This window comes from Promicromonospora thailandica (assembly GCF_024171955.1).
Taxonomy (GTDB): Bacteria; Actinomycetota; Actinomycetes; order Actinomycetales; family Cellulomonadaceae; genus Promicromonospora; species Promicromonospora thailandica.
Window position 1 is genome coordinate 15033 of sequence record NZ_JAMTCS010000018.1, and the last position, 22555, is coordinate 37587.

Annotated in this window: 21 protein-coding genes; 10 read left to right on the plus strand and 11 right to left on the minus strand. The window is 73.6% G+C overall.

The window, feature by feature from the left end:
• Positions 1 to 37 precede the first annotated feature (37 nt).
• From APR03_RS23980 to APR03_RS23995, 4 genes are all read right to left on the minus strand, one after another.
• Positions 38 to 544, minus strand: coding sequence for an FBP domain-containing protein (locus tag APR03_RS23980; RefSeq protein WP_253839832.1), 507 nt, complete (start codon positions 542 to 544; stop codon positions 38 to 40).
• A gap of 381 nt (positions 545 to 925) precedes the next feature.
• On the minus strand, positions 926 to 1186 hold the full coding sequence (locus tag APR03_RS23985; protein ID WP_253839833.1) for a TipAS antibiotic-recognition domain-containing protein: 261 nt from the start codon (positions 1184 to 1186) through the stop codon (positions 926 to 928).
• Positions 1187 to 1286: 100 nt separating this feature from the next.
• Positions 1287 to 1670, minus strand: coding sequence for a DUF3817 domain-containing protein (locus tag APR03_RS23990; protein ID WP_253839834.1), 384 nt, complete (start codon positions 1668 to 1670; stop codon positions 1287 to 1289).
• Between the two features lie 63 nt (positions 1671 to 1733).
• A complete protein-coding gene (locus APR03_RS23995) occupies positions 1734 to 2675 on the minus strand; it encodes a DMT family transporter (protein ID WP_253839835.1) in 942 nt (313 codons plus the stop codon).
• Here APR03_RS23995 and APR03_RS24000 point away from each other — a divergent pair.
• Positions 2674 to 4086, plus strand: coding sequence for an aminotransferase-like domain-containing protein (locus tag APR03_RS24000; RefSeq protein ID WP_253839836.1), 1413 nt, complete (start codon positions 2674 to 2676; stop codon positions 4084 to 4086). The two genes, APR03_RS23995 and APR03_RS24000, sit on opposite strands and share 2 nt — an antisense overlap.
• 2 nt (positions 4087 to 4088) lie before the next feature.
• Here APR03_RS24000 and APR03_RS24005 read toward each other — a convergent pair whose 3' ends face one another.
• Positions 4089 to 4580 (minus strand): nitroreductase family deazaflavin-dependent oxidoreductase, encoded by a 492-nt coding sequence (locus APR03_RS24005; protein WP_253839837.1) that lies wholly within the window; start codon positions 4578 to 4580, stop codon positions 4089 to 4091.
• 143 nt (positions 4581 to 4723) lie between these two features.
• Here APR03_RS24005 and APR03_RS24010 point away from each other — a divergent pair, with 143 nt between their 5' ends.
• The 4 genes from APR03_RS24010 to APR03_RS24025 all read left to right on the plus strand — a co-directional run bounded on the left by APR03_RS24010 (position 4724) and on the right by APR03_RS24025 (position 10783).
• Entirely contained in the window at positions 4724 to 7705 is a 2982-nt protein-coding gene (locus APR03_RS24010) for a glycoside hydrolase family 2 TIM barrel-domain containing protein (RefSeq protein WP_253839839.1), read from the plus strand.
• Between the two features lie 114 nt (positions 7706 to 7819).
• Positions 7820 to 8935: a mannonate dehydratase gene (locus APR03_RS24015; RefSeq protein WP_253839887.1), complete on the plus strand. Its 1116-nt coding sequence runs from the start codon at positions 7820 to 7822 to the stop codon at positions 8933 to 8935.
• A 78-nt stretch (positions 8936 to 9013) separates the two neighbouring features.
• The gene (locus APR03_RS24020) at positions 9014 to 9622 is read left to right on the plus strand and encodes a DinB family protein (protein WP_253839840.1); all 609 of its coding nucleotides are present in this window, start codon (positions 9014 to 9016) and stop codon (positions 9620 to 9622) included.
• 78 nt (positions 9623 to 9700) lie between these two features.
• A complete protein-coding gene (locus APR03_RS24025; RefSeq protein ID WP_253839841.1) occupies positions 9701 to 10783 on the plus strand; it encodes an RDD family protein in 1083 nt (360 codons plus the stop codon).
• Positions 10784 to 10798: 15 nt separating this feature from the next.
• On the opposite strand, the gene APR03_RS24030 is transcribed toward APR03_RS24025, so the two are convergent.
• A complete protein-coding gene (locus tag APR03_RS24030; RefSeq protein ID WP_253839842.1) occupies positions 10799 to 11710 on the minus strand; it encodes an NADP-dependent oxidoreductase in 912 nt (303 codons plus the stop codon).
• A 49-nt stretch (positions 11711 to 11759) separates the two neighbouring features.
• Positions 11760 to 12845, minus strand: a complete 1086-nt coding sequence (locus APR03_RS24035) for an alkene reductase (protein ID WP_253839843.1) — start codon at positions 12843 to 12845, stop codon at positions 11760 to 11762.
• Positions 12846 to 12947: 102 nt separating this feature from the next.
• Here APR03_RS24035 and APR03_RS24040 point away from each other — a divergent pair, with 102 nt between their 5' ends.
• Together APR03_RS24040 and APR03_RS24045 are read left to right on the plus strand one after the other, a co-directional pair.
• A complete protein-coding gene (locus APR03_RS24040; protein WP_253839844.1) occupies positions 12948 to 13385 on the plus strand; it encodes a MarR family winged helix-turn-helix transcriptional regulator in 438 nt (145 codons plus the stop codon).
• Positions 13386 to 13476: 91 nt separating this feature from the next.
• Positions 13477 to 14298, plus strand: a complete 822-nt coding sequence (locus APR03_RS24045) for a DUF1206 domain-containing protein (protein ID WP_253839846.1) — start codon at positions 13477 to 13479, stop codon at positions 14296 to 14298.
• A 421-nt stretch (positions 14299 to 14719) separates the two neighbouring features.
• Here APR03_RS24045 and APR03_RS24050 read toward each other — a convergent pair whose 3' ends face one another.
• A complete protein-coding gene (locus APR03_RS24050) occupies positions 14720 to 15880 on the minus strand; it encodes an AI-2E family transporter (RefSeq protein ID WP_253839848.1) in 1161 nt (386 codons plus the stop codon).
• A gap of 183 nt (positions 15881 to 16063) precedes the next feature.
• The gene (locus APR03_RS24055; RefSeq protein WP_253839850.1) at positions 16064 to 16492 is read right to left on the minus strand and encodes an ester cyclase; all 429 of its coding nucleotides are present in this window, start codon (positions 16490 to 16492) and stop codon (positions 16064 to 16066) included.
• Between the two features lie 102 nt (positions 16493 to 16594).
• Here APR03_RS24055 and APR03_RS24060 point away from each other — a divergent pair, with 102 nt between their 5' ends.
• Both APR03_RS24060 and APR03_RS24065 read left to right on the plus strand, forming a co-directional pair.
• Complete coding sequence (locus APR03_RS24060; protein WP_253839852.1) at positions 16595 to 17437, plus strand: helix-turn-helix transcriptional regulator; 843 nt, start codon at positions 16595 to 16597, stop codon at positions 17435 to 17437.
• A gap of 72 nt (positions 17438 to 17509) precedes the next feature.
• Complete coding sequence (locus APR03_RS24065; protein WP_253839854.1) at positions 17510 to 18295, plus strand: alpha/beta hydrolase fold domain-containing protein; 786 nt, start codon at positions 17510 to 17512, stop codon at positions 18293 to 18295.
• Between the two features lie 23 nt (positions 18296 to 18318).
• Here the strand turns inward: APR03_RS24065 and dnaB are convergent, their stop codons facing one another.
• The gene (gene dnaB / locus APR03_RS24070) at positions 18319 to 19683 is read right to left on the minus strand and encodes a replicative DNA helicase (RefSeq protein WP_253839856.1); all 1365 of its coding nucleotides are present in this window, start codon (positions 19681 to 19683) and stop codon (positions 18319 to 18321) included.
• 384 nt (positions 19684 to 20067) lie between these two features.
• Here dnaB and APR03_RS24075 point away from each other — a divergent pair, with 384 nt between their 5' ends.
• The gene (locus APR03_RS24075) at positions 20068 to 21411 is read left to right on the plus strand and encodes an MATE family efflux transporter (RefSeq protein WP_253839858.1); all 1344 of its coding nucleotides are present in this window, start codon (positions 20068 to 20070) and stop codon (positions 21409 to 21411) included.
• A gap of 18 nt (positions 21412 to 21429) precedes the next feature.
• Here APR03_RS24075 and APR03_RS25390 read toward each other — a convergent pair whose 3' ends face one another.
• Positions 21430 to 22266 carry a winged helix-turn-helix domain-containing protein gene (locus APR03_RS25390; RefSeq protein ID WP_253839860.1) on the minus strand — a complete coding sequence of 279 codons (837 nt, stop codon included), beginning with the start codon at positions 22264 to 22266 and terminating at the stop codon, positions 21430 to 21432.
• Positions 22267 to 22555: the final 289 nt, after the last annotated feature.

Consider the following 22555-nt stretch of genomic DNA (forward strand, 5'->3'; position numbering starts at 1 on the left):
GCACAGGCCTCAGGGACCTGTGCGCCCGACGCGAAGGTCAGCGCGTGCTGCCGACCTCTGCCACGAACCGCGCGGCGCGTTCGCGCAGACCGGCGATGCGCCGGTCGGTGATCAGCTCACGCATCGCGGGGTCGTTGCCGGCCTCCGTGAAGGTGGGCGTGCGCCGCACGTTGCGCGAGCACGTGAACTCGGTGCAGATCAGCGTGCCGATCGTGTTGCCGTTGCGGCCCGCCGCGCCGCCACGGCGGGCGACGTACAGCGACACCTGGTCGGTCACGACCACGTCCTCGCACCACGCGCAGACGCCCTTGCCGCGGGCGCGGCCCGTCTTGGCGTCGGAGGAGCGCAGCAGCACCCCGGTCGGCGCACCGTCGAGCTCGAGCACCACGTACGAGGACAGCGGCGCCTTGCGGTCGTGCCAGCCCAGGTAGTCCAGGCGCTCCCAGTCGAGGGCGTCGAGGTCGGGCAGGGTGGCCTGGGCGGCCTCCCGCTTGCTCGCGTTGAGGAAGGACGCGCGGATCTGCTTCTCGGTCAGGGGATTCATCAGGTTTCGGCTTCCGGTCGTTCGGAGGCCGCCGCCGGCGCTCGCCGTCGGCACGTTCGTGCACGACGACGCCACGGTCACCTCGGCAGGGAGGGCACCGGTCCGGCGGGCGGCAGGGCAGGGGACGACGCCGCGCCCGCCCTCCGACACACGACCGGCGCACGCACGACGGCGTGGCTGCCGGGCCGGTCTCAGGGAGTCGCGACGCGGGTACGGGTGCTGCCCGAGCAGGCCTGGACGGCCGCCCCGCATCCCGCGGTGAGTTCCCGCATCTCTCGCTCCTGTGTCCGGTGGAGACGGCCGGGGTGATTCGCCACCCGGCCGACCTCTCGATGCTATGCCACGGAGGGCGAGAAGGGCACGTGCATTAGCCCACACCCGCTACTCCCACACCGCCGCCTCCGGGTCGACGCCGTGCGCCCGGGCGTTGGCGTCGACCACGTCGCGGAGCCACACGGCCAGGCCGGGCGCGACGCCGTCGTAGAACGCGCGGTAGCCCGGGTCGGTCACGAACGGGCGACCCAGGCAGACCTGCATCGAGTGCGCGCAGTCGAAGTACGCGCCGACCGAGGCCCGGTGCCGCTCGGCGAGCTCGTTCGCCGCCGCGCTGCCCGGCCGCACCCCGGCCCGCGCGTCCGTCATCCCGCCCGGCGCTCCTGCAGGGTCATGACGTGGGCCCCTCGATGCCCAGCTCCGCAGGTGCTGCGCCTCGGCACTCGCGGGGTAGATGTCTGTCATACCGTCAGCGTGCGGCCTCACGCGACGTGAGGTTCAAGTCCGCGTCGTCCGCCGGGCGCGTGGAGTCCGTCCGGTGCGCCGGGTCGGCGAGGTGACCCGAGCGCTCGAGCCACCGCTCGGCGAGCAGCGTCGTGAGCGGCGGCACGGACGAGGCCAGCGCCACGAGCGTGCGGAACCAGCCCCACCGGAGCCGGACCGCCACGACCAGCGTCACCACGCCGAAGAGCACGAACGCCCCGCCGTGCAGCCGCCCGAACAGCCACACCCCCGCCTCGGTGGTCTCCGTGACGTACTTGAGGAACATCCCCACGAGCAGCCCGGCCCAGGTGAACGCCTCGATCCAGGCGACGACGGCGAACAGGCGGCCCAGGCGGGACTTCGGGGGCATGCGGGATCCTTCCGGAGGCAGGTCGGGTGTGTGCCCAGTCTGCCCGACGCCGGGCCGCGCACGTCAGCGCGGCGGCCGCAGGCGGGTGCGGACCGCACCGGCCGCGCAGAGCACCACGGCCGCCCCGCCGAGCACCGTGACCCCGCCGACCTGCTCGTGCAGGAGCAGCGCGGCCCACCCGACGCCCAGGACGGGCTGGACCAGCTGCACCTGGCTGACCTGGGCCATGGGGCCGATCGCGAGGCCGCGGTACCAGGCCACGAAGCCCAGGAACATGCTCACCACGCCGAGGTAGCCGAACAGCGCCCAGTCCAGCGGTCCGCCCGACGGCGGCTGGCGCACCAGCGAGACGCCCGTGAGCACCGCCATCGGCGCCGCGGCGAGCACGAGCGCCCAGGAGATGGTCTGCCACGCCCCCAGCTCGCGCGCCAGCAGACCACCCTCCGCGTAGCCGACGCCGCACGCCAGGACCGCGCCGAGCAGCAGCAGGTCCGCGGCGTGCAGGCCGCTCTGTCCGCCGCTCGGCCCGCCGCCCTGCACGACGGCGAAGGTGACGGCCGCCGTCGCGCCCAGCGCGGCCGTCGCCCAGAACGAGACCGGCGGGCGCTCCCGCACCCGCAGCACGGCGAGCACCGCCGTGGCCGCGGGGAGCAGCGCGACGACGACGACGCCGTGGCTCGCGGACGCGGTCGTCAAGGCGTACGACGTCAGCACGGGGAAGCCCACCACCACACCGGCCGCGACCACCGCGAGCCGCGCCCACTGGGTGCCCCGCGGACGGCGCTGGCGGGTGGCCGTGAGCGCGACGGCCGCGAGCAGGGCGGCGACGACCGCGCGTCCGCAGGACACGAACAGGGGCGACATGCCGGCGTCGTCCACCACGAGGCGGGTGAAGGGGATCGTGAACGAGAAGGCCGCGACCCCGAGCAGGCCCCAGCCGAGGCCGGCGCGGACGGTGGGTAGCGGGGCGGGCGCGGAGAGGGTAGCGCTACTGTCTGGTCTCATGAATGACGATAGCAGTGCCCGCATCGTCGACGACCTCCGCGACTGGCTGGCCACGGCGGCGCCGGGTGCGCGGCTGCCGTCCAGCCGCGCCCTCGTGGAGCGGTACGCGGCCAGTCCCGTCACCGTGCAGAAGGCGCTGCGCACCCTCGTGGCTCAGGGTGCGGTCGAGACGCGGCCGGGCGTGGGCACGTTCGTCCGCGCGGTGCGCACGGCCCGGCCGCACGACTACGGCTGGCAGACGGCGGCGCTCGGCCCGCGCCCGGCACCCGGCCGGCCGCTGCCCCGGGCGCAGCACCCTGCGCCGAACGACGCCGTCGCCCTGCACTCCGGATACCCGGACCGTGAGCTGCTGCCCGAGCGCCTGGTCCGGGCGGCCCTCGCCCGGGCCGCCCGGGGTGACGCCGCCGTCACGCGGTCCCCCGCGGCGGGCCTGCCGGGGCTGCAGGCGTGGTTCGCGGCCGAGCTCGGCGCCGCCACGCCCGTCGGCGTCGCGCCGCCCGCGCCCGGGGACGTCGTGGTCTTCCCCGGCAGCCAGAGCAGCCTCGGCATCACCTTCCGCGCCCTGGTCGGTGCGGGCCGGCCGCTGCTCGTGGAGTCGCCCACGTACTGGGGCGCGCTCCTCGCCGCCGAACGCGTGGGTGTCGAGGTGGTGCCCGTGCCCAGCGGCCCGCACGGGCCCGATCCCGCTGCGCTCGCCCGCGCGTTCGAGCAGACCGGCGCCCGAGCCTTCTACGCCCAGCCGCACTTCGCCAACCCGACCGGCGCCCGCTGGTCGACCGGGCTCGCCGACGAGGTGCTGCGCCTGGTGCGCCGGCACGGCGCCTACCTGATCGAGGACGACTGGGCGCACGACTTCGGCATCGACCAGGACGTGGTGCCCCTCGCCGCGCGCGACGACGCGGGGCACGTGGTCTACCTGCGCTCCCTGACCAAGAGTGTCTCGCCGGCGCTGCGGGTGGCGGGGCTGGTCGCGCGCGGCCCGGCCCGGGAGCGCATCCTCGCCGGGGCGCAGGCCGAGTCGATGTACGTGAGCGGCCTGCTGCAGGTGGCGGCGCTCGACGTGGTGACCCAGCCCGCCTGGCGCACGCACGTGCGCGGGCTGCGCCAGCAGCTCGCGGCCCGCCGCGACCTGCTGGCGGGGGCGCTCCGCGAGCACGTGCCGCAGGCGCGGGTCGAGGTGCCGCCCGGCGGGCTGAACCTGTGGGTGCGGCTGCCCGACACCACGGACCTGCCGCGGCTGGTCCGCGACTGCGAGAAGGCCGGCGTGGTCGTGGCGGCGGGTGACGAGTGGTTCCCCGCCGAGCCCACGGGCGCGTACCTGCGGCTCGGCTACGCGGGTCCGGACCCCGGCGCGTTCCCGGCCGGTGCGCGGGTGCTGGCGGAGGCGCTGGGGCGGCAGGAGGTCCGGTAGGCCTACGTGCCGGGTCGGCGTTCGAGGCGGAACAGCCGGACCGTGCGGCCGGACGTGCGCTCGTAGCCGCGGTACCCGGGCCACTGGCGCTCGATCCGTGCCCAGACCGCGTCCCGCTCGTCGTCGCCCACGAGTGTCGCGCGCACGGGGATGCGGCGTCCCCCGACGCTGATGCTCGCGTCGGGGTGGGCCAGCAGGTTGTAGGTCCACGCGGGGTGCCGGTCCTGCGCGAACGCGGAGCCCGCGACGATCGCCCGGCCCGGGCCGTCGGGCGTGTACATGAGGTAGGTGGAGCGGGGTTCGCCGGACCGCGCCCCGGTCGTGTGCAGCACGAGGGACGGCACCAGGAGCGCGCTGACCTGCAGCCGCCCGCCGGAGACCCGCGCGAGCGCCCGCTCGGCCGGCGGCAGCAGCACGGGGCCGACGGCGCGGAAGAGCCGCGTCCGCGTCAGGGGCGCCACCGCGGAGCGGACGGCGCGCAGCAGGCCGGTCATCTGCCCATGGTCCGTCGGGCTGCGGCGGGTCGCCTCCCGGGCGGGCACGTCGGCGGCAGGCACTTCAACGTTGAACGGGTCCCGGTGTAGCGTCGCGACGGGCGTCCGCCCGCGTCCCCCGACCGCTGCCGCCTGGAGGAGCCATGACCCTTGCCCACGAGTCCGTCGCCACGCCGGACGGCGTCGTCCCGCCGCGGTTCCGCCCGCCGGCCGGCTCGGGTGACGCACCGGTCGTGTCGCTGGACGGCGAGTGGCGGTTCCGGCTGTTCCCGCGGGCCGACACCGGCGTGGACCGTGCCGACCCGGGTACGGACTGGGACCGTCTGGCGGTGCCCGGCCACTGGCAGCTCGCGGGGGCCCCGCACACGTGGCCGTACGGCACGCCGGCGTACACGAACGTCGTCTTCCCGTTCCCGGTCGACCCGCCGCACGTGCCCGACGAGAACCCGACCGGCGAGTACCGCACCACGGTCCGGCTGCCCGCGGACTGGCCGGCCGACGGCCGCACGGTGCTGCGGTTCGAGGGCGTGGACTCCTGGTTCCAGGTGGCTCTCGACGGTGAGCTGCTCGCGACGTCGCACGGTTCCCGCCTGCCCACCGAGGTGGACCTGACCGGCCACCTGCGCCCGGGCGCGGACCACGTGCTCGCGGTCCGCGTGACCCAGTGGTCGGCCCTGTCGTACGTCGAGGACCAGGACCAGTGGTGGCTCTCGGGCATCTTCCGTGGCGTCAGCCTGGAGCACCGCCCCGACGGAGGGCTCGACGACGTGCGGGTGCACGCGGCCTACGACCACACCTCGGGCACGGGCACGCTGCGGGTGGACGCGGCCGCCGTGGTCGGCGCGGAGGGGGTCGTGGACGCGCGGGTGACGGTGCCCGAGCTCGGCCTGGAGGGCCGGTCCGGCGAGGAGCTGACGGCCCTGGTCGAGCCCTGGAGCGCCGAGAGGCCGCGGCTGTACGACGTGGTCGTCGCGACGGACACCGAGACCGTCACGCTCGCGGCCGGCTTCCGTACCGTGGCGATCGAGGACGGCGTGTTCCTCGTCAACGGGCGCCCCGTGAAGCTGCGCGGCGTCAACCGGCACGAGTTCGACCCGCTGCGCGGCCGTGCGGTGACCCCCGAGCGGATGCTGGAGGACGTGCTGCTCATGAAGCGGCACCACGTGAACGCCGTGCGCACGAGCCACTACCCGCCGCACCCCCGCTTCCTCGACCTGTGCGACCGGTACGGCCTGTACGTGGTGGACGAGAACGACCTGGAGACGCACGGGTTCGAGGTGGACGGCTGGGTCGCGAACCCGACCGACGACCCGGCCTGGACCGACGTGCTCGTCGACCGCGTGACCCGGATGGTGCGCCGCGACGCGCACCACCCCAGCGTGATCATGTGGTCGCTCGGCAACGAGGCGGGGACCGGCCAGAACGTCGCGCGGATGGCGCAGGCCGTGCGCGAGCTCGACCCGACGCGGCCGATCCACTACGAGGGCGACTGGTCCAGCGAGCACGTGGACGTCTACTCGCGGATGTACGCCCCTACCGAGGAGGTCGAGCTCATCGGCCAGGGCATCGAGCCCCCGTTCGAGCGCGCCGACGCCGACGGCCGCCGCCGGGGCCTGCCGTTCGTGCAGTGCGAGTACGCGCACGCGATGGGCAACGGGCCGGGCGGCCTGTCGGAGTACGACGCGCTCTTCGACCGCTACCCGCGCCTCATGGGCGGGTTCGTCTGGGAGTGGATCGACCACGGGCTCACGCGTACCGACGACGCCGGCCGCGAGTTCGCCGCGTACGGCGGTGACTTCGGCGAGGCGCTGCACGACGGCACGTTCATCGCCGACGGCCTGCTCCTGCCCGACCGCACGCCGTCGCCGGGCCTGGTCGAGCTGGCGGCGGTGTACGCGCCGGTCCGCGTCGACGCGCGGGACGACGGCTCGCTGCTGGTGCGTAACCGTTACGCGTTCCGCGACACCGGCCACGTGGAGCTGCGCTGGACGCTGCACCGGGGCGCGGACGAGCTCGCGGCGGGCGCGCTGGACCTGGTGCTGGAGCCCGGGACCGAGGCGGTCGTGCGGCCACCCGCGGACCTGATGCTGCCGGACCCCGGCCCGGAGCCGGTGTGGTGGACCGTGCGCGCGGTGCAGGACAAGGCCGACGCGCTCGACGAGGGCTGGGTGGAGCCGGGCCTGGTGCTCGGCGCGGGCCAGCTCCTGCTCGTGGACCGGGCGCCGCTCGCGGCGCCGTCGGGCCGCGTGACGGCGACGGACGAGGGCGGGTTCCGCGCCGGTCCGGCCCTGCTCGGGGCCCGCGGCGAGCTGCTCGAGCTCGCGGGCCGCACGGTGCACGCCTTCCGGGTGGACGCCTGGCGCGCGCCCACCGACAACGACCGCCGGCCGGGCCGCGGCCAGGGGCAGTCCGACGAGCAGACCTGGTACCGGGCGGGCCTGACGCTGCTCGGTGAGCGGGTCTCGGGTGTGGAGACGCTCCCGGACGGGGCGCTCCAGGTGGCCTCGCGGGTGTCCGGGCCGGCGGTCCGCACCGGGTTCGACGTCCGCACCCGCTGGCAGCCGTCCGGCGCGGGGGACGACGCCGTCGACCTGGTGGTCGACGTCCGCCCGGAGGGTCCTGCACCGGAGAACGTCGCCCGCCTGGGTCTGCTGCTCGCGCTCGACGTGCCGGAGGCGGCCGGGACGGGCGTGCGGTGGGCCGGCCTGGGGCCGGAGGAGTCGTACGCGGACTCGACGCGGGCGGCGCTCGGCGGTGCGTGGCAGCACACCGTCACCGACTGGCAGACGCCGTACACCCATCCGCAGGAGAACGGCGCGCGGCGCGGTGTCACGAGCGCCGTCCTGACGTTCGCCGACGGTTCCGGCCTGCGGATCGACGCCGGCGACACGACGGTGGGTGCGTCGACCCGGCAGGGGATCGAGCTGTCGCTGCGCCCCTGGTCCGACCAGGCGCTGGACCGGGCGGCCCACCCGCACGAGCTGGTGCCCGACGGCCGCCTCTGGCTGCACCTGGACGCCGCGCAGCACGGCGTGGGCAGCGCGGCCTGCGGACCGGGCGTGCTGCCCGACGCCCGGCTGCGTGCGACGCCCTTCCGGCTGCGGCTGCGGTTTACCGCCGTCTGAACCCGTCCGGTCCCCGAACACCGTGCCCGCCCCGCCCGCCGGGGCGGGCATGATGTATACAAGAACGCCCGGGCGACGACGACCGGGACGACGACGAGGAGAACCGCTGTGAAGATGGGCTTCCGCTGGTACGGCGAGGGCAACGACACCGTGACCCTGGACCAGGTGCGCCAGATACCCGGCGTGGAGACCATCGTGTGGAGCCTGCACCACAAGCAGGCCGGCGAGGTGTGGGAGCAGGAGGAGATCGACGCGGAGGTCGCGCGCATCACCGGCCTGTCGGACGAAGCGCGCGCCCGCGGCGTCACCCGGACGTTCGACGCCGAGGTCGTGGAGTCCGTCAACGTCCACGAGTCGATCAAGCTGGGCCGCACCGTGCTCGGGCTGAGCCGCGACGAGGCCATCGAGAACTACGTGACGACGATCCGCCGGCTGGGGCGGGCCGGCGTCAAGGTGGTCTGCTACAACTTCATGCCCGTCTTCGACTGGCTGCGCACCGACCTGTGGCACCCGCTGCCGGACGGCTCCACCGCGCTGTACTACGAGAAGGCCGTCGTGGACCGGATGTCGCCCGAGAGCCTCATCGCCGACATGGAGGCCAACACCCACGGCCTCACCCTCCCGGGCTGGGAGCCCGAGCGGCTGGCGAGCTTCCAGGAGCTGAACGCGGCGTACGAGGGCGTGACGCACGAGGACATGTACGCGAACTACAGGTACTTCCTCGACGCCGTGGTCCCCGCGTGCGAGGAGGCCGACGTGAAGCTCGGCGTGCACCCGGACGACCCGCCGTTCGACGTCTTCGGCTGGCCGCGCGTGGTCTCGAGCAAGGAGCGCCTCGCGCGCGTCCTCGACCTGCACCCCAGCCCGTACCACGGCCTCACGCTGTGCCTGGGCAGCTTCTCGGCCAACCCGGAGCACGATGCCGTCGACGCGGTGCGCACGTTCATGGACCGGATCCACTTCACGCACGTGCGCAACATCAAGCACTTCGACAACGGCGACTTCACCGAGGTCGGGCACCGGGCGGCGGAGGGCAGCGTCGACACCACGGGCATCATGAAGGCGTACGCCGAGGCCGACTACCAGGGCTACGTGCGCCCCGACCACGGTCGCCACCTCTGGGACGAGAACACCACCAACAAGCCCCGCCCCGGCTACGGCCTGTACGACCGGGCGCTCGGCATCCAGTACCTGCTCGGCGCGTGGGACGCGTTCCGCTACCAGGGGTGACGAATACCAGGGGTGACGAATACCAGGGGTGACGAAATCACGTGGCGTCCCGGCTGTGACCGGGGTCACCCTGGGCGCATGGAGCCACGAGAACAGGCCGAGGAGCCCGAGACCAGCCGCTGGACGAGCGCGACCGTCTTCCCCGACATGTGGACGGACCCGGACGACGACCCGCGCGAGACCGCCCAGACGCCCACGGACGAGCGCGGGATGCTGCTCGAGTACCTGCGGTACTACCGGCTGACCCTCGAGATGAAGTGCGCGGGGCTCGACGCCGAGCAGCTCGCCCGCCGTTCGGCGCCGCCGTCCACCATGTCCCTGCTGGGCCTGCTGCGGCACCTGACCGACGGCGAGCGGCACCTGCGGCGCGTCATGGCGGGCGAGGACGCACCGCCGCTGTACCGCACCGAGGACGACCGGGAGGCGGAGTGGACCGGCGCCGTCGCGGACCAGGCGGTGGTGGACGACGCGTGGCGGCAGTGGCGCGCCGAGACGGCCGCCACCGACCGGTACCTGGCCGGCATCACCGACCTCTCGGCGTGGAACACCGGCGTCTCCGACCTCGGTCCCGAGGGCGGCGACCTCCAGGTGCGGGACGGCATCATGTCGCAGATCGTCGAGTACGCGCGGCACTGCGGCCACGCCGACCTCCTCCGCGAGCGCGTCGACGGCCGGGTGGGCCAGTGACCGTGGGCGCGCGGTAGGGCGGGCCCGGCATCCGCGGACTTCCTGGTCAACGGAGGTCTCCGCTGGCATGATCCGGTCATGTCGACGAGCGAGGGGACCCGGCCGGCCGACGCCCCGCCGGCCGGTGAGGTCACCGCGGACGACGCCGTCGGCGGCGTCGAGCCCGGGTACGCATCGTGGCTCCACCGGGTCGTCGCCGCCGTGCTCGACGACGCGATCCTCGCCGGCGTCGTCTGGCTCGTGCTCGGCACGGGCTTCGTACAGCCCACCCTGACGCCTGTCCTCGGGGCCGACGGCGCGAGCTGGCCCAGTGACCCGCTCGTCCTCGTGCCCGTCGGAGTCGCCCTGGTCCTGCTGGTGCTGCAGGGCACGACCGGATGGACGCCGGGCAAGCTCGTGGCGGGCATCCGGGTGGTCGACGCGGCGACGCGGGAACCGATCGGCGTCGGGCGCACGATCGGACGCTGGCTGCTGCACCTGCTCGACGCCATGCTGTTCATCGGGTACCTGCGCCCCCTGTGGCACCGGCGGCGGCAGACGTTCGCCGACTCGATCACAGGCACCGTGGTGGTGCCGGCCGTACCCGACCTGCCGCGCCGGCCCCGGATCGTCCTGTACTCGGCGGCCCTGGTGGTCTGCGTGCTCGGCCTCGGCTACGGATGCGTGCCCCTCGGCAGCGAGGGCACGTCGAGCCTGGAGATCGGCGCGACCTGCGAGATCGACGGCACGGGCCCGGCCCTGACCACAGGGACCATCACGCTGAGCGGATCCGTGTGGACGAGCGGGGAGCGCCGGCTGTGGACCGTGCGCGAGACGCGCACGGTCCAGCCGGTGGCCCGCCTCACCTGGACGAGCGCCGCGTCCGCGCGCGACGTCGGGTACCGCGTCGAGCTCGACGCTCGCCCGCCCGAGGGCGGGCCCTCCCGCGGGTTCACGGAGTCCTGGGACATCGGGACCGGCTCCACCGACGGGACGGTGGAGGGCGAGGACACCCTGCACACCCGGAGCCTCGGCCCGGACGGCGACCGCCACGACGTCGAGGTGCAGGCGTCGCAGGACGACGCCCTCGGTGACCTCCGGGGCGTACGCCTCACGGCCCGTCTGCTCGCCGACGGCGAGCCGGTGGCGGTCTGCGAGACCGTCACCGACCACGGCGCCTGACGGCGCCCCGCCGCCTCAGGCGGTCGGTCTCGACAGGACGACCTTGCCCGCGGGGTGGCCCTGCTCGCTGCGGGCCAGCGCCCGGTCGACGTCCTCGAACGGGTGCACCGAGTCGATCCGGACCGCGAAGCTCCCCTGCGCCGCCAGCGCGAGCACCGGGCCGATGGCCTCGGCGGTCAGCCGCGCCGGGTCGCCCGCCGTCACGATCGCCCCGGCCTGCGCCGCGGCGAAGTCGGTGATCGTCACGACACGCCGCGCCGGGACCAGGTCCGCCACGCGGGCCACGAAGTCCCGGCCCGCCGTGTCCACCGCGGCGTCGACGCCACCGGGCGCCGCCGCGCGCAGCTCCTCCACCATCGTCTCGCCGTAGGTCACCGGCGTGGCACCCCACGACCGGACCACGTCGTGGTTGGCGGCGCTCGCGGTCCCGACCACGTGGTGCCCGGCCGCCGCGAGGAGCTGCACCGCGGCGCTGCCCACCGAGCCCGCCGCGCCGTTGACCACGACGGTCGACCCGGGAGCCAGGTCCAGCAGGTCGATCGCGCGCCGGGCCGTCTCCGCCGCGGTCACCAGGGCGGCCGCGGACACCAGGTCGAGCCCGTCGGGTACGCGGGTGACGCGCTCGCGGCGCGTCACCGCCAGGGCGGCGTACGCCCCGGAGTCGACGAAGCCGGCCACGCGGTCACCCACCGTGAGGTCGTCGACGCCGGGTCCGGTCTCGACGACGGTGCCCGCGACGTCGGTGCCGAGCACCAGCGGGAGGGTGACCATCTGGGGCACGTAGCCCTTGCGGATCTTCCACTCGAGCGGGTTGACGCCGATCTGCTCCACGCGGACCTTGACCTGTCCGGGTCCGGTCGCGGGCTCGGGCACGTCGGTGAGGGCGAACCCGTCGGGCTCGTAGGAGGTGAGTCGGTATGCGCGCATGGTGGTGCTCCTTCCGGATCGGTCGGTGTCCTGCGGTGGCCGTCGGGGCTCAGACGAGCTGCGGCTGGAGGGCCGGGTAGTCGGTGTAGCCGGTGTGGTCCCCGCCGTAGGCCTTGGTCAGGTCGGGCTCGGCCAGCGGGGCACCGGTGGCCAGCCGGTGCGCCAGGTCGGGGTTCGCGATGAAGAGGCGGCCGAACGAGACGGCGTCGGCCACGCCGTCGGCCACCAGGCCCACGCGCGCGGGGTGTGCCGCGGTGTCGGCGTCGGCGGGGTTGAGGATCAGCGTCCCGGACCACAGGTCGCGCACCACGGGCGTCAGGCCCGGGTCGCCGGCCTCGACGAGGTGCAGGTAGGCGAGGCCCAGCGTGTCCAGCTCGCGGACCAGCAGCGGGTAGACCACCCGGTGGTCGTCCTCCACCGTGTCGCCGAGCCCGTTCGCGGGCGAGATCCGCAGCCCGGTGCGGTCGGCTCCGATCGCGGCCGACACGGCCCGGGCGACCTCGACGGCGAACCGGATGCGGTTCTCGGGGGAGCCGCCCCAGCGGTCGGTGCGCTGGTTGGTGTTGGTGGCGAGGAACTGGTGCAGCAGGTAGCCGTTCGCCCCGTGGATCTCGACGCCGTCGAAGCCGGCCACGATCGCCTTGCGCGCGGCGTCGGTGAAGTCGGCGATCGTCCGCTCGATGTCCTCGGCCGTGAGCGCCTTCGGCACCACGGGGTCCCGGTGGCCGTCCGGGGTGTGGACGCGACCCGCCGCCGGGACGGCCGACGGCGCGACCGGCGTGAGCGGGCCGTGCCCCACGGCCTCCGTGATGGCGGGGTGCCCGATGCGCCCGGTGTGCATGAGCTGCGCGACGATCGTGCCGCCCGCCTCGTGCACCGCGTCGGTCACCCGGCGCCACGCCGCGACCTGCTCGTCGGTGTGCAGCCCTGGCGTGTCCACGTACCCCTGGCCGATCGCGGACGGCTGGATGCCCTCCGTGACGACGAGGCCGGCCCCGGCCCGCTGGGCGTAGTAGTCGGCGGTGTCCGTCGTCGGGAGGGTGCCGTAGGCCCGCCGGCGCGTCATCGGCGCCATCACCACCCGGTTGCGCAGTGCGAGGCGGCCGGCGGCGAGCGGTTCGAAAGCGGTGGTCATCTGTGTCTCTTCCAGGTCGTGCGGTCAGATACTTGGCCGAACAACAAAGGGCCGGACCGTATTCCTTGTCCGGCCAACTTTCGCGGCGCGTAGGCTGACGCGATGAGCGTCTCCTCGATCGGCCCGCTGAGCCACGCGGTCTTCCGGGTCGCCCGTCTGCACAAGGCTCTGGCTGGGCGGTTGCTGCGCGAGACCGGCCTCCACCCGGGCCAGGAGCTGGTGCTGATGACGCTGTGGGCGGACGGTCCGCAGCGGCAGGTCGACCTCGGCGAGACGATCGACTGGGATGCGCCGACCGTCGCACGCAGCCTGAGCCGGCTCGAACGGAACGGCCTGGTCCGGCGCTCGCCGTCGCCGTCCGACCGGCGTGTGCTGATCGTCGAGGCCACCGAGGCGAGCCTCGCCCTGCGTCCCCAGGTCGAGCGCGCGTGGACGGAGCTGGAGCGGCTCACCGTCGGAGCCCTGAGCGGCCCGCAGCAGGCGGAGATCCGCGAGGCCCTCGATCTCCTGGAACGGACGCTGCAGCGCACCGACGGCTGACGCCGTCCGCCCCGCGCATGCGAATTCAGGTGAAATGCGCGAATGTGGAGGTCGCCGCAGTCCCCCGTGCGGCCAGACGGAGGTGTCCCCCATGTCCCCCCAGTCCTCGCCTCCCGCAGGTGCCGCCCGGCGCGCCCGGAACAACGGCGCGGTCCGCGCCCTGGCCCGGAGCGGGTACGCCGCCTCGGGCGTGCTGCACCTGCTCATCGGCTGGCTCGCCGTCCAGCTCACGCTGGGCCGGTCGTCCGGCCAGGCCGACCAGTCCGGAGCCTTCGGCACGCTGGCGCAGATGCCCGGCGGCGACGCGGTGCTCTGGGCGGTCGCTGTGGGGTTCGGCGCGCTCGCGCTCTGGCAGCTCACCACCGCCGTCGTCGGCGTGCCGAACGCGGACAACCAGGCCGCGGAACGGGCCGAGAGCGTGGCCAAGGCCGTGCTCTACGGCGTGCTCGCCGTGAGCAGCGCGCGGTACGCGCAGGGCGGCGGTGGTTCAGGCGGCAGCTCGGGCAGCGAGGAGAGCCTGACGGGACGCGTGCTGGCCCTGCCCGGTGGCCCCTGGATCGTGGGTGTCGCGGGCGCGGTGATCGTGGGTGTCGGCGTCTACCACGTGGTCAAGGGCGCCCGGAAGAAGTTCCTCGAGGACCTCAAGGGCACGGGCGGTGGCGCGGTCGGGCAGGCGGTGGTGCGGCTCGGACAGGTGGGCTACGTGGCCAAGGGGATCGCGCTCGGCGTGGTCGGCGGCCTCGTGATCGCGTCGGCGGTCACCACCGACCCGGAGCGGGCCGGCGGCCTCGACGAGGCACTGCACACGCTTCGCGACCAGCCGTTCGGCGTCGTCCTGCTGCTGGTCGTCGGGCTCGGCATCGCGGCGTACGGGGCCTACTCGTTCGCCCGCGCCCGCTACGCGCGGCTCTGAGACCGCCGGCGGAACGGCGCACCCCTGGCCGGCCGCGCCCAGTCGCGGTCGGTGGGGACTCTCCGTGCGGCGGTTCGGTCGGTTGCGTATTGCCCGGGCGTGGGTTCGGTCAGTTGCCCTGAGATCGGTCCTTTGAAGGACCGATCTCGAGACAACCGACCGAGCTCACTGCCGCACGGGTGCAGAGGACCGACGTCGGCGTGGGTGGGGCCAGTCGTGGGTGGGGCGTGAGGGTTGGCGGTAGGGCTCCCCGTGCGGCGGTTCGGTCGGTTGCATATTGCCCGGGCGCGGGTTCGGTCGGTTGCCCTGAGATCGGTCCCTTGAAGTACCGATCTCGAGACAACCGACCGAGCTCACTGCCGCACGGGTGCAGAGGACCGACGTCGGCCGCCAGCACGCGCCCCGCACCGGTGCGGGCGGCTCAGACGGTCTCGGCGCGCTTCTGGCGGGCGAACCTCGCCGGCAGGTCCGGGCCGTCCCACACCTGGATCGCCCGCCAGATCGACGCGGCGATCGGCACGGCGAGCACGGCACCCGTGATACCCACCAGCACGGTCCCCGCGGTCAGGGCGAACAGGATCACCAGCGGGTGCAGGCGCAGGGTGCGGCCCATGACGACGGGCTGCAGGAAGTCCCCCTCGAGCTGGTTCACGACGATCACGATCGCGACCACGATCAGTGCCTCCACGGGGCCGACGGCGACCAGGGTCACCAGGGCGGCGAGGATGCCGGCGACGGTGGCGCCCACCAGGGGGATGAAGGCCAGCAGGAAGACCAGCACCGACAGCGGGATCACCAGCGGCACGCCGACGATCGCGAGGCCGATACCGATGCCCACCGCGTCGACCAGCGCCACGATCGCCGTGCCCCGGACGTAGCCGCCCAGCGTGCTGATGGTCGCCGCGCCGACGCGCCGGCCGCGCTCGTACCGGTGCCCCTCGAAGGGCCGCAGCAGGAACTCCCACATCGCCGGGCCGTCCTTCAGGAAGAAGAACAGCACGACGATCATGATGAAGAAGCCCGCCACGAAGTCGGCGGTCTGGGAGACGCCGGCCAGCGCGCCGGACCCCACGGCGTCCGACTGCAGCAGGCCCACGGCCGCGTCGCGGACCGACGCGATCTGCTCGTCCGAGATGTCGAACGGCAGGTCCTGGACGTACGTCTGCAGGGAGTCGAACCCGTCGAGCGCCTGGGCCTGCAGCTCGTCCCACTGGTTCACCACGGCCCGCACGACCAGCCACACGATCGCCGACAGCAGCGCGACCAGCGCCAGCAGGGCGATCCAGGTGGCGAGCATCGAGGGCAGGCCACGGCGGCGCAGCAGGGAGACGAGCGGGGAGATGGCAGCGGCCAGCACGAGCGCGATGAGCACGGGGATGACGACGAGCGTCAGGCGCGTGCCCACGTACCCGGCGACGGCGACGACGGCGACCACGGCGAGGATCTGCAGCGACCGCGTGCCCACGCGGCCGAACCCGTCGGACCACAGCCGCGCAGACGCGCTCTCGGCCGGTTCGGTCGGAGTTGGCTGCTGCACGGTGTCCGGCAGGGTGCGGGGTGCGCGCCGGCCGAAGAGACCCATCGCTCGTCCTCCTCGTGCTGCCCTGATGGGCGGCCCTGATGGTGCGGCCCGGCGGGTGCCTGACCTGCCCCGACGTTAGCCCGCCACCCACTCACCCGCCCCCGGAGACGCCGAGATCTGGTGTCCGCGCCGAGATCTGGTCGTGCATGACCAGATCTCGGCGGGTGTGTCGGGGTGTGTCGGTCAGGAGGCGAGCTGGGTCTGCAGCGCGACGCCGTCCATGAGGTACCACATGTGCTTGAACCGGCCGTCGACGACCTCGTAGAACGCGGTCTCGGCGAAGGTGACGGTCGCACCGGTCGGCGCGAGGCCGTTCCACTCGGCCACCGGCGTGCCGGTATCGATCAGGCGAGCCGCCACGTGGGTGCCGTCGACCAGCAGCTCCTGGACCTCCCAGTGCAGGTCGGGGACGGCGTCCGTGTGCCGCCGGAACTCGGCCACCATGTCGTCCCGGGCCACCGGGGTGCCGTTCATGATGACCTCGTCGTGCGCGAACTCCGACATGCGGTCGAAGTCACGGGTGTTCGCCAGCTCGATGTAGCGGCGGTAGAAGTCGCGCAGCTCCTCCGCGGTCATGCCGGCGGTCTGCGTTCCTGTCGTGTCAGTGCTCATGCCGACGAGTCTTGCTCCGCGCCCGCCGCGGCAGAAGAGACCGCTCAAGGGGCGTACTGGCAGGGCCACCTTCCGGGCCGTGGCGCGTGGTACCACTGGTACATGGTCGTGAACTCCCGTGAGCTGGCAGGCAGCCTGCGCGTCTGGCGCGACAGGGTGTCGCCTGCCGACGCCGGGTTGTCCGCCGGCCCGCGCCGGCGGGTGCCGGGTCTGCGCCGTCAGGAGGTCGCCGAGCTCGCCGGACTCTCCGTCGAGTACCTCGCCCGCCTGGAGCAGGGCCGTGCCGGGCAGCCCTCGGGTCCGGTGCTGATGTCGCTGGCCCGGGTGCTGCGGCTGTCCGACCAGGAGCGCGCCCACCTCTTCCGGCTCGCCGACCAGGCCGAGCCGTTGCCGGGGCAGATCAAGCGCCACATCACGGCCAGCGTGCAGCGCATCCTGGACCGCCTGACCGACACGCCCGTCACCGTGGTCGACGCGTCGTGGCAGTGCGTGGTCTCCAACGGCATGGGCTACGCGCTGACGGGCGACACGACGGTGCTGCCGCACCGTGAGCAGAACCTCGCCTGGACCACGTTCATGAACACGCCCACGCGCTACGTGCGGACCGACGAGGAGGAGCGCCTGCTGCGCCTCGAGGTCGTGGCCGACCTCCGCGAGGCGTGGGTGCGCTACCCGCAGGACTCGTTGCTGCGCGGCCTCATCGCGGACCTCCAGCAGGTCAGCCCCGAGTTCGTCACGTTGTGGGAGCAGCGGGTGCCGCCGCAGCCCGCGCCGGTCACCCGGACGTTCCTGCACCCCGACCTCGGCCCGATCACGCTGGAGTGCAACATCCTCACGGTCCGTGACAGCGACCTGCGCCTGCTCGTCTACACCGCAGCGCCCGGCAGCGAGGCCGCGGGGCAGCTCGACCTGCTGGCGACGATCGGCCTGGAACAGTTCAGCTGACGCGCGCCGGCTGATCCCGGCGGGCTGGGTTGGGGCAGGGCGGGTGGTGGTGCACGTGGGTATCGTCGCGGCATGAGCGGGGTGGATGTGGCGCGGCTGCGCCGCGAGGCACACGAGCGGGCAGTGGGCCGCCCGCGGCGGCCGTTCGCGGGCACGGTGACCGACGAGCGGCACGACGGCGTGCCGATGCGCCGGTACGCACCGACGACGACGGCGGCGGACGGCACCGGCCTCGTGTTCCTGCACGGCGGCTTCGGGCTGTTCGGTGACCTGGACCTGCAGGACGGGTATTGCCGGCAGGCCGCTCAGACCCTCGGCGTCGTCGTGCTGGCGGTGGACTACCGCCTCACGCCCGAGGCGTCCCTGGACGACTCCGTCGCCGACGCCCTGGCTGGGCTGGAAGCGCTCGCCGCGACGGGCTGCTCCCGGATCGTCCTCGCCGGTGACTCCGCGGGCGGTGCGGTCGCCCGGCTCGCGGCCGGACGTGCGGCCCACCGGCCGGCCGGCCTGCTGCTCACCAACCCGAACCTCGACCTCACGCTCGGTGCCTATGACGACACCCTGCCCGGCGGTCCGGGCCGTGAGCTCTCCGAGTACGCCTTCCGGTCCTGGGCGCGTGTCACCGACCTCGCGGACGCTCCGCACCTGGAGGGGTCGGCCACGGGTCTGCCGCCCACGCTGGTCGTCGTCGGCAGCCTCGACTCGCTGCTGCCGGAGGCGCGAACCTTCGCGGCGGTGTGCGAGCGCGACGGTGTCGAGTGCCGCCTCGAGGTGCTCGACGGGGCGGCGCACGGGTTCGTCGGCACCGAGCGCGCGGACGAGGTGCTGGCTACCGCGGCGGGGTACTTCAACCTCTGAGCCACCGAGCCAGGGTGATGGTGTCACACCTGCATGTCGACGAAGCGCTGGTAGTGGCCCTGGAACGCCACGGTGATCACGTCGGTGGGGCCGTTACGGTGCTTGGCCACGATCAGGTCGGCCTCGCCGGCGCGCGGTGACTCCTTCTCGTAGGCGTCCTCACGGTGCAGCAGGATCACGACGTCGGCGTCCTGCTCGATGGAGCCGGACTCACGCAGGTCGGACATCTGCGGCTTCTTGTCGCTGCGCTGCTCGGCGCCACGGTTCAGCTGTGAGATCGCGATCACGGGCACCTCGAGCTCCTTCGCGAGCAGCTTGAGCGACCGCGAGAACTCGGAGACCTCCTGCTGACGCGACTCGACGCGCTTGCCCGACGACATGAGCTGGAGGTAGTCGATGACCACCAGCTTGAGGTCGTGCTTCTGCTTGAGACGCCGGCACTTGGCCCGGATCTCCATCAGCGACATGTTCGGCGAGTCGTCGATGAACAGCGGGGCGTCGGACACCTTGCCCATGGTGGCGGCGAGCTTCTGCCAGTCGCCGTCGTCCATGTTGCCGCTGCGCATCTTGGTGAGCGGCACCCGGGCCTCGGCCGCGAGCATTCGCATGACGATCTCGTTGCGGCTCATCTCCAGGGAGAAGATGACAGACGCCATGTTCTGGTGGATCGCCGCGTGAGAAGCGACATTGATACCTAAAACGGACTTTCCGACTGCAGGTCGGGCGGCCACGACGATCATCTGGCCCGAGTGCAGGCCGTTCGTCAGGCGGTCGAAGTCGGAGTATCCCGTCGGCACCCCGGTCAGACCCTCGCCGCGGCCCTGGGCGGCGTCGATCTCGTCGAACGTGGGGCCGATGATGTCCGCGAGCGGCAGGTAGTCCTCGGCCGCGCGGCGCTCGGTCACCGCGTAGACCTCGGCCTGCGCGTTGTTCACCACGTCGTCGACGTCGCCGCCGTCGGTGGCGTAGCCCATCTGGACGATGCGGGTACCCGCCTCGACGAGGCGGCGCATGATGGCGCGCTCGCGCACGATCTTGGCGTAGTACCCGGCGTTGGCCGCGGTGGGCACGCCCGCCATGAGGTCGTGGATGTAGGGCGCGCCGCCGACCCGGCCCAGCTCACCGCGCCGCTGCAGCTCCGCGACCACCGTGATGGCGTCGGCCGGCTCGCCACGTCCGTACAGGTCGATGATCGCGTCGTAGACCGCCTCGTGCGCGGGGCGGTAGAAGTCGTTGCCGCGAATCTGCTCGATGACGTCGGCGATCGCGTCCTTGGACAGCAGCATGCCGCCCAGCACGCTCATCTCCGCCGCGACGTCCTGCGGTGGGGTGCGGTCGAAGCCGGGGCCGCCCCCGGTATAGCTCGACTCGAGCTCCTCGATCGACATCCGCACCTCCTGCTTTCCTCGGCTCACGACACCGCTCACGACGTTCCGACCCACGCTGCGCACGCGCTCGCCGTCCTACACCTGTTCTACCCTCCACCACTGACACCCCCCGGGACGCCAGGCACGACACGCCCTCGTGTCGTGTGCCACCCTTCCCCGCGGATGCCTGACCGGTCTGCAGGCTTCGCTGACGCTAGGCCCCCGCGCAACCGAACGCAACGAGACCTGTGGACAAGCCTGTGTACATCCATGTGGAAAGGTGGCCCAGGGCTGTGCACAGCGGGTGGACAACCCTGTCCCCAGCTGTGGATAACCCCTGTGTAAAACATCACCATCCCCTCTGACCTGCATCGACGTAAATCCCAGCCTGTGGAGGAAAGAAAGTTGGGCGAGTCACGCCACACCCCCGGTTCCGGGCGGTCCATCGACCGCGAGATCCTCGCCCTCGCGATCCCCGCGCTCGGCGCGCTCGTGGCCGAACCCGTCTTCGTCCTCGTGGACAGCGCGGTGGTCGGGCACCTCGGCACCGCCGAGCTCGCGGGCCTCTCCCTGGCGAGCAACGTGCTGCTCACCGTCGTGGGGCTGTGCATCTTCCTCGCGTACACGACGACGGCGTCGGTCGCCCGGCTCACGGGTGCCGGCAAGGAGCGTGCGGCGCTGCAGTCGGGCATCGACGGTCTCTGGCTCGCGCTCGGGATCGGCGCGGTCCTCGCCGTCGGCCTGCTGCTCGCCGCACCGGCGACGGTGACCGCCCTCGGCGCCGACGGCGACGTCGCGCGGCAGGCCGTGACCTACCTGCGCTGGTCCGCCCCCGGCCTCGCCGGGATGCTCCTGGTGCAGGCGGCGACCGGTGTGCTGCGCGGCCTGCGCGACACGCGCACCCCGCTGGTCGTCGCGGTGGCGGGCGCCGTCCTGAACACCGTGCTCAACATCGTGCTCGTCTACGGCGCGGGCCTGGGGATCGCCGGCTCCGGGCTCGGCACCGCCGTCACGCAGGTCCTCATGGCGGTCGCGCTCGGGGTGATCGTCGTGCGCGGTGCCCGGGCCCGCGGTGCGAGCCTGCGCCCCCACCGGGCGGGCATCCTGTCCGGCGCCCGGGCCGGGGTCCCGCTCGTGATCCGGACGCTCAGCCTGCGCGCCGCCATCCTGCTCACGGTGGTCGTGGCCACCGACCTCGGCGCCGTCGCACTCGCCGGCCACCAGGTCGTCAGCTCGCTGTGGGCCCTGGTCGCCTTCGCGCTCGACGCGCTGGCCATCGCGGCCCAGGCCCTGGTGGGGCACGGGCTCGGCGCGGGCGACGTCGCGCGCGTGCGCACCGTGCTGCGCCGCTGCCTGCGGTGGGGCGTCGGGGCCGGCGCGGGGATCGGCGTCGTGCTCGCGGCGACGGGCTGGTGGATCGCGCCGCTCTTCTCCGCCGACCCGGACGTGCGGGTCGCCGTCGCCCTCGCCATGGCGGTGTGCGGGCTGCTGATGCCGATGGCGGCCTGGGTCTTCGTGCTCGACGGTGTGCTGATCGGCGCGGGTGACGGGCGCTACCTCGCGTGGGCCGGGATGGCGACGCTGGTGGTCTACCTGCCCGCCGCGCTCGCGGTCGCCGCCTGGGCACCGGAGGGCGCGCAGGGGCTCGCCTGGCTGTGGTTCGCGTTCGCCGGCGTGTTCACGGCCGCTCGGGCCGTGACGACCGGCTGGCGCGCGCGGGGCGACCGCTGGCTCGTGACGGGTGCGTGAGCTGCCGCCGGGAGACCGTTACACCCGCACCTTGAGCCGGTAACCGATGCCGCGCACGGACTCGACCTCGACCTCGCGCACCGGCGCCAGGCGCTTGCGCAGCCGCTTGACCGCCGACGTCACCGGGTCGGAGTCGCCGAGGTAGGGCAGCTGCCAGACCTGGGCCGTGAGCTCGGCGAACGTCCACACCCGGCCGGTCTCCAGGGCGAGCGTGGCGAGCAGGTCGAACTCCCGGGCGGACAGGTACACGCGCCGGCCGCGCGTGGTGACCTCGCGGCCCGCGAGGTCCACGAGCAGGGGACCGGCCACGAGCGGGCGCGGCGTCGGCGGGGCGACCATCGGGACGGCACCGGTGACCGCGGGCAGCGCGCCCGTCACCGTCCGCACGGCGCCGGCGACGACCGCCAGCGGGCCGGACGCCGGACGGCGCGGCGCGGGCGCGGTCTGTGCCAGGGCCCCCGACGTCGGCCGGAACCGCCGGCCCGGCGGTGCCTCGGACCGCTCTGCCGACAGCGCGCCCGGCAGCAGCTCGAGCGGCGGGCGGGGCGGCAGCTCCGTGAGGTTGTCGGTGCCGGCGGGCTCGTCCGGCTGGTCGGGCACCTGCCGGCCGTACGCGTGGTCCTCCGAGGGCCCGGGGTTGGAGAAGCGTGCGGGCGGCCCGACGTGCCGTCCGCTGCCGCCGGCACGCGGCGGCGCGGGGTTGGCGAGCACGGCGCGGGCGCCCTCGGCGTCCGGCGTGGCGAGCACGGTCGCGCGCCCGCGCAGGAGGTGGGCGATCTCGATGATCTGGTCCGGAGGGAGGCCTACGCAGACGACGAGGCCTGAGGTGGAACCTGGTGCGGGGTCGAGCGTCACGTGCGTCACCCTCCATGGGTCGGCCGTTCGGGCGCGTACCGGGTTAAACCTGGGCAGCGGCGTCAGTTTGCCCCCGGGGCGTACCGGTTGGGTCAATTTTTCGTTACCTGCCCGTTGCGTGCATGAAATGACACATTCCCGCCGAGTTGGCGCTTTTACGCCAGGTAACGACCCCATAGGGTGAATTTCTGGAGGGTTGGGGTGAAATGTAGTCGACGGCATTGACACGGGCAACCCTCGCGGTGCGGCCGTGTTTTGACCCGGAAGTGACCGGGACCTGACCGTGAAC